The following is a 13,660-nucleotide window of genomic DNA, read 5'->3' as shown; positions in this document are numbered from 1 at the left end:
GCTACCCAGCTAAGACATAAAAAAGTCATATAAATAGGGATTTATCATAATGAAAAAGTTAGCAGTTATTATCTCAAGTATTTTATTATCTAGCGCTGCAACCACTGCAATGGCAGCAGATAGCTATCAGTCAATTAGTAACCTAGGCTTTAAGCATGAAACTAGCAGCAATAACAATACCGTTGCGGTGGATTCTATTTACTATTTATCGCCTAAAAAAACATTAGGCCCGTACGATCAGTTTGAATACATAAATAAACAAAGTAATGTATATGGCAGCTACGCTGACGACGACTCTAGTGACGTAACTTCAGTTGGTGGCGAATACTTTATTAACAACTTTGTGGTAGGTGCATCTTACAGTAACCTTGATACTGGTTCGCACAATGAGTTTTACACGCTTTCAGGTGGTTTCTTTTTTAACCCAAACTTACTGGCTAAAGTAACTTTAGTTGAAAACAAAAACGGTGAAGATTTTGCGTTATTTGATTTAGCTTACAACCACATGCTAAACAGCACTGACTACATTGGTGTAACAGTAACCGCTGATGACGACTTTGATTACCGTGCAGTAGCAGCTAAATACTTTATTGACTTGCAGCAAGGTAACTTCTTAACGTTTGAAGGTAAGTACGAGAGCATTGATGATAAAGAAAACCAATGGGTAGCAGAAACTAACTACTACTTCTCAAAAGCAACATCTGTATTTGCTAACTACAACAAGCAAGATGCTTACAGCTTTGGTGCTCAGCATTTCATTAATAAAAATGTAGGTATTAAAGTTGGTTACGGTAACAATGCTGATGATTCAGGCAACGATGCTTACTTTGCTAACATGCGTTTTCAGTTTTAATTAAGGCTTATAGTTAATTTACTTAAGAGTAAAAACAAACCCCGCTTAATACTAAGCGGGGTTTTTGTATTTTTAAAGTAAGTAATTGAGTTAAAAATAATAACTAAAGCTATGCAGAAAGTTAAAAGAGGTGATTTTTAAATAAACTAAGCATAACTTACGACTGAAGAATGATTGTATTTAACTTGAGAACGGTCATAATTAAACCACTATTTTCATTCAATGTATCAAGGAATATGCACATGACATTTTTTATTATATTGCTGGTCGTGGTGGTGGTTATATTTGCAGTTAAAAATATTCGCCTCAATTTAATCAGTCGACCTACCTTTAAAATGTTTAAAAAAGTATTACCGCCGTTATCACAAACCGAGCGCGAGGCAATGGAAGCTGGTGATGTTTGGTGGGATGGTGAGTTATTTAGTGGTAACCCAGACTGGCAAAAGCTGCACCGCTTTCCTAAGCCTGAGCTAAGTGATAAAGAAAACGCCTTTATGGATAATCAAGTAGAGACTTTATTGGCTATGCTTGACGATTATCAAATTGTGCAAAAAGATAAAGACTTACCAAAAGATGTTTGGGATTACTTAAAATCGGAAGGTTTTTTTGCATTAATAATTCCTGAAAAATTTGGTGGGCGTGAATTTTCTGCGATTGCAAACTCTACTATAGTGTCAAAAATTGCCACAAAAAGCTTAACAGCAGCTGTTACCGTAATGGTACCTAATAGCTTAGGCCCAGGTGAATTACTGCTACATTACGGTACTACAGAGCAACAAAACCGCTGGTTGCCTACGTTGGCGACTGGTGAAGATGTACCTTGTTTTGCACTAACAGGTCCAGAAGCCGGATCTGATGCAGGAAGCATTCCTGACTCAGGCGTGGTGTGTATGGGGGAGCATAATGGCGAAGAGGTTTTAGGCCTGCGTTTAAATTGGTCAAAACGTTATATTACGCTTGCGCCTGTGGCAACGGTTTTAGGGCTTGCCTTTAAAATGTATGACCCTGATGGTTTATTAGGTGGAGAAAAAGAGCTGGGAATTACCTGTGCGCTTATCCCTACTGATCACCCTGGAGTTGAAACTGGCGAGCGCCATTACCCACTAAATATGGCGTTTATGAATGGCACAACGTACGGTGAAGATGTGTTTATTCCACTGGATTGGATTATAGGCGGGCAGCAAGGCGCTGGACGTGGTTGGCGCATGTTGGTTGAGTGTTTAAGTGCAGGGCGTGGCATTTCATTGCCAGCATTAAGTACAGCAACAGGGCATTTAGCCGCTAAAATGACCTCAGCTTACGCCATGGTGCGCCAACAGTTTGGTGTGTCTATTGGTCAATTTGAAGGTGTACAAGAGGCACTTGCACGTATTGGTGGTTTAACCTATGCGCTTGAGTCGTGTCGTTTAATGACGGCAGGTGCAATTGATTTAAAACTCAGCCCTTCAGTTGTTACCGCTATTGCTAAATACCATATGACTGAAATGGGTCGTACAGTAATGAACGATGCGATGGATATTCATTCAGGTAAAGGCATTCAGGTTGGTCCAAATAACTATTTAGCGCATGGCTATATGGGGATCCCGGTATCGATTACGGTAGAAGGCGCTAATATTTTAACGCGTAATTTAATGATATTTGGCCAAGGTGCCACACGTTGTCATCCGTTTGTATTAAAAGAAATGGAAGCGGCAGCGATGGAAGATGATGACGCTGCATTAGAGCAATTTGATGGTTTATTAATGGACCATATTATGTTTGCCGCGTGCAACGCCAGCATGGCACTTGTGCATGGTTTAACGCGTAGTTGTTTTGCTAAAGCACCGGTAAGTGGCGAAACAGCAGTTTACTATAAGCAACTGACAAGAATGAGCCGTGGCCTTGCCATATGTACAGATGTAGCCATGCTCATGTTAGGCGGAGAACTTAAACGTAAAGAAATGATATCGGCACGTTTAGGTGATGTATTAAGCCATTTGTACTTAGCGTCAACCGTACTAAAACGTTTTGAAGACGAAGGGCGTCAACAAGCCGACTTACCCTTTGTTAAATACGCAATAGAAACGTCATTGTATGAAATTGGCCAAGCATTTGATGGTTTCTTTAAAAATTTCTCAAACCCGGTGGTTAACTTTGTGCTCAAACGTATTGTATTCCCACTCGGTAATCATTATCACAAACCAAGTGATGCCATTGCACAAAGTATTTGTAAACATATGACTCAACCAGGTGTGTTTAGAAACCGTTTAACGCATTTATGTTATGTGGATGAAAACGCGGGTACGGGTGTAATGGAAAGTGCATTTTTAGCAATGCATGATATGCAAACACAATTTAAAGATCTAAAACAATGGCAGCGTAAAGGGAAGGTACCCGCTACGCTTGATATTGAGGGGGCGATTAATTATGCGCTTGAAAACGATTTATTAAAGCAAACCGATGCCGATGCAATGCATCATGCTAATAAATTAAGAAAGCAAGCCATAGCAGTTGATAACTTTCAACCTGGTGAGCTATAACGCAGTGCTTTAAGTAATAACTAAAACGAAAAGGCCTTACAAATGTAAGGCCTTTTTGCGTTTAATTCATTTAAGTTAACGAGCGTAAGGATCGGTCACTATTTTATCTATATACCATAGGCCTTTTTTATGACGCATTTTAACGCTGCGCATATCATCAATTTTTTTACCATTTAGAGTGCCGGTGAATATAAGATTAATTTTAGCCGAGTCGCCATATTGCTCCCGTAAGCTCATATTAGACATATCAACTTCTATAACCACTTGATCATATTGCATGTTTAATAAGGTGCGAGAAAATTGCTTAGCAGTACCGTATGATTTCATAATGCGGGCAAGGTTTGGGGTTGCCATAGTGCTGGCTTTATGCAGATTTTTTTGATTATAAAGCGCGTCAAAATAAGCCGTTGCAGCATCGCCCGGCGTGCTATTAACTTGGGCAACTTCTTCAGTGCAGCTAATAATAAATAGGCAAAAAGTTAAGCTTAAAAAAGAGGTTAGTTTTTTCATCATCAATATAATTTATTCATTCTTTACAAAGTGTGTGGCTTTATTGCACGGATGTAAAGGGGGGTGAATAAATAAGTAATAAAAAAGGATGCTAAGAGCATCCTTTTTTCAAACAAAATACTTATTGTACGAGCTCTTGTTCACTAAACTCTTCATCAAACATGGGGCTTGATAAATAACGCTCAGTGGCACTTGGTAAAATAACCACTATATTTTTATCTGCATTTTCAGGCTTTTCAGCAATGCGTTTCGCCGCAACAACCGCTGCGCCAGATGAAATACCTACTAATATACCTTCTTGCCTCATTAGTAAGTGTGCCATCGCAATAGCATCTTCGTTAGATACTTGCTCTGCACCATCAATCACACTTAAATCTAAGTTACCAGGAATAAAGCCAGCACCAATACCTTGAATTTTATGTGGCCCAGGCTTAACTTCTTCACCTGCTAGCGTTTGGCTAATAACCGGTGAATTTGTTGGCTCAACAGCAATCGATTTTACATTGAGACCTTTTTCGTTTTTAAGGTAGCGACTAACACCAGTGATAGTACCGCCAGTACCAACGCCTGCAACAAAAAAGTCTACTTTACCGTCAAGGGCATCATAAATTTCAGGGCCGGTGGTTTCAAAGTGAATTTTAGGGTTTGCCGGGTTTTCGAATTGTTGTAATAAAATATATTTATCGGGAGCGGTTGCTTGAATTTCTTTTGCTTTATCAATTGCACCGTTCATACCTTTTGCGCCATCGGTTAGTACTAGGTTTGCACCTAATGCTTTGAGCAGTTTTCGGCGCTCTAAACTCATAGTATTTGGCATGGTAAGGGTTAGTTTATAACCACGAGATGCTGCCACAAACGCCAGCGCAATACCGGTATTACCAGATGTAGGCTCAATTAGTTCTTTATCTTTCGTTAGCTGCCCTGATTTTTCAGCTTCCCAAATCATTGATGCACCAATACGACATTTTATACTAAAGCTTGGGTTGCGAGATTCAATTTTTGCGTATACGTTGCCACCGGTAACACGGTTAAGTTTTACCAGCGGTGTATTACCAATGCTTAGTGAGTTATCTTCAAAAATAGTAGACATAATGTTCCTTTGGATACAATCCGCTTAACATGTTAGTAGTTTTGCTATTAACTATATAAGCATACTTTACTGTGAGTTTAAAAAATTTAAAGTAAAGTTTGGCTATAACATATATTTATTGGGCTTATAACGAGGATGTGTTTATTTCTCAAGCTTGAATTTACCGCAGCGTGGTTGATTTTTGAGCTGTGTAGGGCCTTCTTAATGTGGTTACTGCTCATTAATTGACGCTAACGACGCTTAAAAGATAAATAAACCCTAATTAAATAAAAACTTGGCCTCGTGATCATTACAAGTGTTACTTAAGGAACCTGAGCTCCGGATAATAAATCTATCTCAAGCAGCTATTTTCAGCGCTAACTGCGTTGAATTAACTTGCAATAGGCCAGCTATTGACGCGTAAATTCGCCTTGTTTTCATTGAAAACTTCTGGCTAGAGAAAATAAAATTAAATATAACTATGATTCAATACGTTAGTAAATCTCTTAATCAGGGTTCAGATTAAGTAGAAAAATAAACTTTTGAAAGGCGTGTTATATTTATTTATATTCTAACAATTAATCTATTAAAGACTTAATACTCACCGTATTGTTGCTTATTTGTGCAAATGAACTGCAGTTGAACAGTTTTATGATACAAGCTATGCAAAACATGATAAAAACACAGTATCTAAATTCAAGAAAGCAATCACAATGAAGTTAATCTTAAAATTAATTGCCGGTATTGTGGCCGGTATCTTAGCTGGACTCTATTTACCACTAATAGGCGTTGAACTTTTATATACTGTTAAAGAACTGATTGGACAATTGATCTCCTTTACTATACCGCTGATCATTTTATTTTTTATTGCATCGGGTATTGCTGGACTACCAAAAGGGTCAGGGCACTTATTAGGTAAAACAGTTGGTTTTGCTTATGGCTCTACTGTTATTGCTGGCACATTGGCTTTTTTACTGGTTAGCACAGTAATTCCATTTTTAAGTGGCGGTATTACATTTGAAGCTGAATCAGCGACACAAGTTGGTAGTTTTATTGATTTAGAAATTCCGCCACTAATGGGCGTGATGACTGCATTAATGAGCGCATTTATATTTGGTATTGGCATGAGCCAGCTTGAATTGACTACGCTTAAAACAGTGTCTGATCAGGGGCGTGATATTGTTGATAGCTTATTATCTAAGGTGATAATACCGGCATTACCATTTTATATTGCAGGTGTATTTGCCGAAATGACGGTAGCAGGAACAGTTGTTGATACCCTACAAGCATTTGGCGTAGTACTTATTGCAGCGTTGGTTATGCACTGGTTATGGCTTACTGTTTTATATGTATCTACAGGCTTGTTACTAAAACGCAACCCAATCGAATTAATTAAAAATATGCTACCAGCGTACTTTACCGCTTTGGGCACAATGTCTAGCGCTGCAACAATTCCAGTATCATTACAATCAAGTAAGTCGAATGGCGTAAAAGAAGACGTAGCCAATTTTACGGTTCCGCTTTGTGCGACAATTCATTTATCGGGCTCTACAATTACAATTGTAACCTGTGCAATGGCGGTCATGTTTTTATCACCAAGCATGCAAGCACCTTCATTAATGGGCATGTTGCCATTTATTATGATGTTAGGTGTAGTAATGATTGCCGCACCAGGTGCACCAGGTGGTGCAGTAATGTCGGCACTGGGTTTATTAACAACTATGCTAGGCTTTAATGAAGGCGCAGTAGCTTTAATGATTGCACTATATTTAGCCCAAGACAGTTTTGGTACTGCGTGTAACGTAACCGGTGATGGCGTTATTGCTTTGTGGGTAGATCGCTTTAGCGAAAAAGCATAATAAACTGGGTGTGTTAATCTGTTAATATACATGTATTAACACACCTTAAACGATGAAATAATATCGGTTATTGTTTTATTTTAACTGTGTTACTGTGGCAAATTAATATTATTAAATTGCATTTTATTAGGCTAGTGAGGATGTTCCATTGATTAATGTACTTTTAGTTGATGACCATGAGTTGGTACGAACAGGGATCAGGCGGATTCTTGACGATGTACGAGGCTTTAAAGTTGTTGGAGAAGCTAAAACAGGTGAAGAGGCTGTGCAATTTTGTCGTCAACACTCACCCAATATAGTACTTATGGACATGAATATGCCCGGTATTGGTGGCCTTGAGGCGACGAAAAAGATATGTCGTTATTGCCCTGATGTAAAAATTATAGTGCTTACTGTTAATTGTGAAGATCCGTATCCTAGTACCGTAATGCAGCTTGGCGCGCATGGCTTTTTAACTAAAGGTGCTGGGTCTGATGAAATGGTACGTGCTATACGCTGTGTGCATGCCGGGCAGCGTTATATTGCACCTGAAATTGCACAGCAAATTGCATTAGCACAGGTAAGTGGGCGCACAGATGAAAGTCCATTTCAGAGTTTGTCAGAGCGAGAACTGCAAATAATGCTAATGATCACCAAAGGTGAAAAAGCACAAAGTATAGCTGAGCGTTTAAATTTAAGCTCTAAAACAGTTAATAGCTACCGCTATCGTATGTTTGAAAAACTAAATGTGAGTGGCGATGTAGAGCTGACTCATTTAGCTATTCGCTATAAAATGATTGATATAGACGTATCGTACTAATCATAATTTATGTCTGAATTTGATCACGTCCAGTTTTTAAAAACACTATCGAGTGAGCCCGGGGTTTACCGTATGCTCGATAGTGACAATCAAGTAATTTATGTTGGTAAAGCAAAGCATTTAAAAAAACGGGTGAGTAGTTACTTTAGAAGTAACATCACCGACAGCAAAACCCGTGTTTTAGTCAGTAATATTTGTAATGTTGAAGTAACGCTTACTAATACCGAAACCGAAGCGCTATTACTTGAAAACAATCTGATAAAAAAGTATCAGCCTCGTTACAATATTTTATTACGCGACGATAAATCCTATCCTTATATATTACTTACTAATCATAAACATCCTCGATTAGCGTTTCATCGTGGCAGTCGTAAAGTAAAAGGTGAGTATTTTGGCCCATTTCCAAGTGCGGGGGCGGTATCAGAAAGCTTACGACTGATGCAAAAAATATTTCCCATTCGTCAATGCGAAGATGTTTATTACCGTGCGCGCAGCCGACCATGCTTACAATATCAACTCAAACGATGCTCAGCCCCGTGTGTAAATAAAGTTTCAGATGAAGATTATACTGAGCAAGTTGATTATGTGCGTAAGTTTTTAACGGGTAAATCACATGAGGTAATCGCCGATCTCATTAAAAAAATGGAAGCAGCTAGCCAGCAGCTAAATTTTGAGTTGGCTGCAAAAGTGCGTGACCAAATAATGTTGCTGCGTAAAATGCAGGAACAACAGTCTATTTCGGGTAATTTTGCAGAAATGGATGTTGTAGGCTTTGCACACCTAAATGGTTTAAATGGCATTCACTTATTGATGATCCGCGACCATAAAGTATTGGGCAGTAAAACCTACTTTCCAAAAGTGCCAAAAGACTCAAGTGAACAAGAAATATTGACTTCGTTTTTAGGCCAGTACTATTTAGCGCCGGGGGCAACTGGGCGTATCGCAAAAGAAATCATTTTGCCGTTCGAAATACAAGAAAGCGACGTATTAGGCCAAGCACTTACGCAAATAAGTGAGCGTAAAGTAACTCTTAAAGTAGTTACTCGGGGTGAGCGTGCCCAGTATTTGCAGTTAGCCAATAAAAACGCATTAAATAGTATTACCGTTAAGCAAAGCACCCAAGACTCTATTAATAAACGCTATGCGCAATTAAAAGCTACCCTACGCCTTGATGATATAACCAGAATGGAATGTTTTGATATAAGCCATACTATGGGGGAGAACACGGTTGCTAGCTGTGTGGTATTTGATTCACAAGGACCCAATACTAAAGAGTATAGGCGTTACAACGTGACTGGAATAACCGGTGGAGATGATTATGCTGCCATGGAGTTTGCGCTTAATAAGCGCTACAACAAATTAGTTGATGAAGATAAAATACCCGATGTGATTTTTATAGACGGTGGTAAAGGGCAATTAGGGCGTGCAGAGCAGTATTTTGCTACTTGGCCACATGCAAAAATGCCCTTGTTAGTTGGTGTAGCTAAAGGTACAAGCCGTAAACCCGGCCTCGAAACACTGTTAATAGACGGTGGTCGAAAAACTATTCCAATGGATTCAGATGCACCTGCACTGCATTTAATTCAGCATATACGCGACGAATCACATCGTTTTGCTATTGCGGGGCACCGTAATAAGCGCCAAAAACAACGAACGCAATCATTATTAGAAGAAATAAATGGCGTAGGTGCTAAGCGCCGACAAACATTATTAAAATATTTAGGGGGCATGCAAGGGGTAAAAGCTGCTAATATAGAACAGTTAAAGAAAGTACCGGGGATCAGCCCTGACATGGCTGACAAGATATTTAACCATTTGCATGACAAGGGTTAGCCCTTCATGCGAATATAGCAAAAAAGACATACCCAAGCAGTTATGTGGAATATTCCAAACACACTCACAACCTTTAGACTTTTTCTTATCCCCATTTTTTTGGTGGTATTTTATTTGCCTTATTCATGGGCGCTTTTTGCTGCCGCCTTTATTTTTTGGTTTGCATCAATAACCGACATTCTCGACGGTTATTTAGCACGTAAACTTGAGCAATCAACCCCCTTTGGTGCGTTTTTAGATCCCGTTGCCGATAAAGTTATGGTGTGCGCTGCTTTAGTCGCGTTATCAGAGCATTATCAGTCTATGTATATGACTATCCCGGCACTTATTATAATAAGCCGCGAAATTGTTATCTCTGCACTGCGTGAATGGATGGCAGAACAAGGTAAGCGCGATAACGTGGCTGTATCTAATATGGGTAAAATAAAAACAGCAGCACAAATGTTAGCCATTATCGGTCTAATTTGGCAATACGATGCTTGGATGAATTATTTAAGTTTTGGTTTATTGTATATTGCGACCTTCCTAACATTGAGTTCTATGGTGCAATATTTGGTATCGGCATGGAGTGAATTGACCAAAAATTGATTCTAAACGTCTAATAACGCACCATATTAGATAAAAAATAATCAAACAGTTCGAAAGTGGCATTTTTTGTATTGACGCGTTTAATAATCTCTGTAGAATGCGTCCGTGTTGAGAGGGCATAGCCCCCAAGATAAACTAAATGGTAATTAATCAGTTACTGAATATTTACTGCAATACGTTGCAAGTTGATAGAAAGCTTACTGAATAATATTAAATGCGGCACTAGCTCAGTTGGTAGAGCGCGACCTTGCCAAGGTCGAGGTCACGAGTTCGAGCCTCGTGTGCCGCTCCAGTTTATCTCATTGTTAAGGCGGAATGGCAGAGTGGCCATGCACCGGATTGCAAATCCGTTTACCTCGGTTCGACTCCGGGTTCCGCCTCCATAGCAACACTCCACATGCTTTAAATAGCAAACTCGATGCCCGAGTGGTGGAATTGGTAGACACAAGGGATTTAAAATCCCTCGACTAACAAGTCGTGCCGGTTCAATTCCGGCCTCGGGCACCACTTTGTGGTTTAATTACATTACCAAGTGTAATTTATAAAATGTTTAATTTAGAACTAATATGATGCGGCACTAGCTCAGTTGGTAGAGCGCGACCTTGCCAAGGTCGAGGTCACGAGTTCGAGCCTCGTGTGCCGCTCCATATTAGTTTTATCCACTTGCTTTAAATAGCAAACTCGATGCCCGAGTGGTGGAATTGGTAGACACAAGGGATTTAAAATCCCTCGACTAACAAGTCGTGCCGGTTCAATTCCGGCCTCGGGCACCACTTTTATATAAAGTGGCAGAGTAATAAAATACTAATTTATAGTATAAGTAAATACCATTGCTTATAGAATAAAATGCGGCACTAGCTCAGTTGGTAGAGCGCGACCTTGCCAAGGTCGAGGTCACGAGTTCGAGCCTCGTGTGCCGCTCCAAATTATTTGGATACATTTAGGCGGAATGGCAGAGTGGCCATGCACCGGATTGCAAATCCGTTTACCTCGGTTCGACTCCGGGTTCCGCCTCCATATAATTTACTCCACACGCTTTAATTAGCAAACTCGATGCCCGAGTGGTGGAATTGGTAGACACAAGGGATTTAAAATCCCTCGACTAACAAGTCGTGCCGGTTCAATTCCGGCCTCGGGCACCACTTTCTTGCTATTACTACTTATAAACAATGCTATAAGCTGGCAATAACATTAGTCAGTATTTACGCATCAATTCGTTATAATAAAACTACACATCTTGTTACTACAATAAAACCCAGTCTGTTAAAGTGAATAGTTACCTTAAATAACGCTAGATTCAGTGCTTATTTATATCTTAAAGTCTACAGCCTTACCTAAATAAGTATTTCCAATTAAGCAATTAGCTATTTATTGTTACTGCACGTAAGAAATAGCCACACTTGCTGATAATACCAAAGATCCCGTAACGAAATAACGCCGCAGCGCTTAGCTACATGGCTACACTTCATCTAGTTAGAATACTAATCAAAACATGAGGACTCTATACACTAGTATAGGGTTTTGTATTTGCCGCATGAGAACGTATTACAATACAAAACTAAATGCTTACCATGAGTAGCGATTACTAGGCGTTAGCAATAAGTAATCGGCAAAGCGTTACCATTTAAATCGCCAGATCATCGTTACTAAGTTTAGGGGGGGAGGTTAGGCCTCATGCGTCTCTGAGGCTTAGGTTATTGTATGAAGGTGTAGAGTGAAGCGTTATTAGCCATATAAAGGCGAGCCAGCAATGGGGGATGTGCTTTAAAAGCAAAAAAAGGGAAGCACTATAGCTTCCCTTTAATTTAACCAATATTAGCATTTAATTACTTATGCCAAATCCCTTTTGGAATTGTTTTATCAAGATGCTTATTTTTAGTTGGATCGAAGGTTGGTAACTTCCCAGCACGACGTTGCGTGTTGTAGTCTTTAGCAAGCCAAACAACTACGCCTGACAACATAAATAATGCTATAACGTTCACAATAGCCATTAACCCCATAGATATATCAGCTAAAGTCCACACTAATGGTAGCTCACCCATAGCGCCAAACATCACCATACCTAATACTAACAATCTAAAAATCAACATGCCGTATGCATGGTTATGCTCTAAAAATAATAAATTTGTTTCTGCATAAGAGTAATTAGCAACAATAGATGTGAAAGCAAAGAATAAAATAGCAATCGCAACGAATATTGCACCCCAACTACCTACATGCTCCTCAAGTGCTGCTTGAGTTAAAGCTATGCCCGTTAAACCAGAGCCAGCAGTAAGTTGTTGTGATAATAAAATTAATGCCGCAGTAGCGCTACAAATTACAATAGTATCAACAAAAACGCCTAACATTTGCACATACCCTTGTGAGGCAGGGTGGGGAGGGTTAGGTGTTGCTGTTGCAGCTGCGTTAGCAGCGCTACCCATACCCGCTTCGTTTGAGAACAAGCCACGTTTAATGCCTTGGATCATCGCTTGCATAACGCCGTAGCCAATTGCGCCTGCGCCTGCTTGCTCAATGCCAAATGCACTATTTATAACATGCATAAAAACACCAGGTAGCTCAGAGTAATTTAAAGCACAAACGTACAAAGCCACGAGTAAATAAGCAAGAGCCATAAAAGGCACTACCATTTCTGCAAATCGAGAAATAGTTTTTAAACCGCCAAAAATAATGATCCCAGAGCCAATAACTAAAGCAATACCTACTACATAGTTCGGAATATCAAAAGCGACTTTAAATGCAGCTGCAATAGAGTTTGATTGCACTGCGTTAAATACAAAACCAAACGCTAATATTAAACACAGTGAAAAAATAACGCCCATCCAGCGCTTACCTAAACCATATTCCATATAATAAGCAGGGCCACCACGAAAGTTCCCCTGTTCATCACGCGTTTTATAAGCTTGCGCTAATGTGCTCTCGGCAAAACTAGTCGCCATACCAATTAAAGCAATAAGCCACATCCAAAAAATAGCCCCAGCACCACCTAAATAAAGTGCAACTGCAACACCTGCCATATTACCAGTACCAACACGCGCTGCGAGTGAAGTACAAAAGGCTTGGAATGAAGAGATGCCATCGCCTGAACCTCTACGACTCAAAAACATCACTTTTATCATGTGAGGAAACTGTACAAATTGAATAAAGCGAAGGCGAATGGTGAAAAACAGCCCTGCTGCTATTAATAAGTATACTAAAACATGGCCCCATAAGAGGCTGCTTATACTGTTTATTATATCTGTCATGCTATTTGCCTAATCAACGAGTTTAAATCTGTCGCGCAACTTAGCATAAGCTTGAGAAATAGTTTAGTAATCGAGGTAAAAAAATGACTTGTCCACAGGCTTTTGTGGGTAACCTGTGGGTCTGGCTTGTGTATCTTTGGGGTAAAAATTAAATACAAAAAAGGCGATAAAAACGCTTGCGTAAAATCTGCGGCTCCCTATAATGCGACCCCACTGAGACGGGAAACTTCAACGCCTAGCGAGACGCGAACTACTCAGAGAGTTAAATAAAACTTCGGTTTTAAATTGTCGAAAGAAAGTTTAAAACAAAGTGTTGACTCGAAAAATAAAGGATGTATTATACGCATCCCTTGAGACGCTAAAGCGACTCAAAACGTTCTTTAAC

General features: G+C 39.6%; 9 protein-coding genes and 8 tRNA genes. 14 read left to right on the top strand and 3 right to left on the bottom strand.

Going from position 1 to position 13,660, the window contains the following annotated elements:
• Positions 1-49 precede the first annotated feature (49 nt).
• Together AAEZ22_RS14450 and AAEZ22_RS14445 are read left to right on the top strand one after the other, a co-directional pair.
• A complete protein-coding gene (locus tag AAEZ22_RS14450; protein ID WP_352297738.1) occupies positions 50-853 on the top strand; it encodes a putative porin in 804 nt (267 codons plus the stop codon).
• Positions 854-1,095: 242 nt separating this feature from the next.
• A complete protein-coding gene (locus AAEZ22_RS14445) occupies positions 1,096-3,372 on the top strand; it encodes an acyl-CoA dehydrogenase (protein WP_011328586.1) in 2,277 nt (758 codons plus the stop codon).
• Positions 3,373-3,447: 75 nt separating this feature from the next.
• Here AAEZ22_RS14445 and AAEZ22_RS14440 read toward each other — a convergent pair whose 3' ends face one another.
• Positions 3,448-3,882, bottom strand: coding sequence for a hypothetical protein (locus AAEZ22_RS14440; RefSeq protein ID WP_041454731.1), 435 nt, complete (start codon positions 3,880-3,882; stop codon positions 3,448-3,450).
• Positions 3,883-4,003: 121 nt separating this feature from the next.
• The gene (gene cysK, locus AAEZ22_RS14435) at positions 4,004-4,972 is read right to left on the bottom strand and encodes a cysteine synthase A (protein ID WP_352297735.1); all 969 of its coding nucleotides are present in this window, start codon (positions 4,970-4,972) and stop codon (positions 4,004-4,006) included.
• 692 nt (positions 4,973-5,664) lie between these two features.
• On the opposite strand from cysK, the gene AAEZ22_RS14430 reads away from it, so the two are divergent.
• The 12 genes from AAEZ22_RS14430 to AAEZ22_RS14375 all read left to right on the top strand — a co-directional run bounded on the left by AAEZ22_RS14430 (position 5,665) and on the right by AAEZ22_RS14375 (position 11,172).
• On the top strand, positions 5,665-6,810 hold the full coding sequence (locus AAEZ22_RS14430) for a dicarboxylate/amino acid:cation symporter (protein ID WP_011328583.1): 1,146 nt from the start codon (positions 5,665-5,667) through the stop codon (positions 6,808-6,810).
• A gap of 148 nt (positions 6,811-6,958) precedes the next feature.
• Entirely contained in the window at positions 6,959-7,609 is a 651-nt protein-coding gene (uvrY, locus tag AAEZ22_RS14425) for a UvrY/SirA/GacA family response regulator transcription factor (RefSeq protein WP_011328582.1), read from the top strand.
• 9 nt (positions 7,610-7,618) lie between these two features.
• Positions 7,619-9,442 carry an excinuclease ABC subunit UvrC gene (gene uvrC / locus AAEZ22_RS14420; protein WP_089368515.1) on the top strand — a complete coding sequence of 608 codons (1,824 nt, stop codon included), beginning with the start codon at positions 7,619-7,621 and terminating at the stop codon, positions 9,440-9,442.
• A 42-nt stretch (positions 9,443-9,484) separates the two neighbouring features.
• Complete coding sequence (gene pgsA / locus AAEZ22_RS14415) at positions 9,485-10,030, top strand: CDP-diacylglycerol--glycerol-3-phosphate 3-phosphatidyltransferase (protein WP_011328580.1); 546 nt, start codon at positions 9,485-9,487, stop codon at positions 10,028-10,030.
• 216 nt (positions 10,031-10,246) lie between these two features.
• Positions 10,247-10,322: transfer RNA gene (locus AAEZ22_RS14410), tRNA-Gly, on the top strand.
• Between the two features lie 17 nt (positions 10,323-10,339).
• A tRNA-Cys gene (locus AAEZ22_RS14405) sits at positions 10,340-10,413 on the top strand.
• Positions 10,414-10,450: 37 nt separating this feature from the next.
• Positions 10,451-10,537 (top strand) — tRNA-Leu (locus AAEZ22_RS14400).
• A gap of 64 nt (positions 10,538-10,601) precedes the next feature.
• Positions 10,602-10,677: transfer RNA gene (locus AAEZ22_RS14395), tRNA-Gly, on the top strand.
• A gap of 39 nt (positions 10,678-10,716) precedes the next feature.
• Positions 10,717-10,803 (top strand) — tRNA-Leu (locus AAEZ22_RS14390).
• A gap of 75 nt (positions 10,804-10,878) precedes the next feature.
• A tRNA-Gly gene (locus AAEZ22_RS14385) sits at positions 10,879-10,954 on the top strand.
• Between the two features lie 19 nt (positions 10,955-10,973).
• A tRNA-Cys gene (locus AAEZ22_RS14380) sits at positions 10,974-11,047 on the top strand.
• 38 nt (positions 11,048-11,085) lie between these two features.
• Positions 11,086-11,172: transfer RNA gene (locus tag AAEZ22_RS14375), tRNA-Leu, on the top strand.
• Between the two features lie 684 nt (positions 11,173-11,856).
• Here the strand turns inward: AAEZ22_RS14375 and AAEZ22_RS14370 are convergent.
• Positions 11,857-13,275, bottom strand: coding sequence for an alanine/glycine:cation symporter family protein (locus tag AAEZ22_RS14370; protein ID WP_011328579.1), 1,419 nt, complete (start codon positions 13,273-13,275; stop codon positions 11,857-11,859).
• Positions 13,276-13,660 lie beyond the last annotated feature (385 nt).

This window comes from Pseudoalteromonas sp. 20-MNA-CIBAN-0454, from assembly GCF_040308685.1.
Lineage (GTDB): Bacteria > Pseudomonadota > Gammaproteobacteria > Enterobacterales > Alteromonadaceae > Pseudoalteromonas > Pseudoalteromonas nigrifaciens.
Note: the sequence above shows the minus strand (reverse complement) of the source record. Positions and strands in the feature narration are given on the sequence as shown.

Excerpts from the sequence above, each read along its gene's own strand:
- AAEZ22_RS14450 (WP_352297738.1), top strand. The coding sequence starts at position 50 with ATGAAAAAGTTAGCAGTTATTATCTCAAGTATTTTATTATCTAGCGCT.
- AAEZ22_RS14445 (WP_011328586.1), top strand. The coding sequence starts at position 1,096 with ATGACATTTTTTATTATATTGCTGGTCGTGGTGGTGGTTATATTTGCA.
- AAEZ22_RS14440 (WP_041454731.1), bottom strand. The coding sequence starts at position 3,882 with ATGAAAAAACTAACCTCTTTTTTAAGCTTAACTTTTTGCCTATTTATT.
- cysK (WP_352297735.1), bottom strand. The coding sequence starts at position 4,972 with ATGTCTACTATTTTTGAAGATAACTCACTAAGCATTGGTAATACACCG.
- AAEZ22_RS14430 (WP_011328583.1), top strand. The coding sequence starts at position 5,665 with ATGAAGTTAATCTTAAAATTAATTGCCGGTATTGTGGCCGGTATCTTA.
- uvrC (WP_089368515.1), top strand. The coding sequence starts at position 7,619 with ATGTCTGAATTTGATCACGTCCAGTTTTTAAAAACACTATCGAGTGAG.
- pgsA (WP_011328580.1), top strand. The coding sequence starts at position 9,485 with ATGTGGAATATTCCAAACACACTCACAACCTTTAGACTTTTTCTTATC.
- AAEZ22_RS14370 (WP_011328579.1), bottom strand. The coding sequence starts at position 13,275 with ATGACAGATATAATAAACAGTATAAGCAGCCTCTTATGGGGCCATGTT.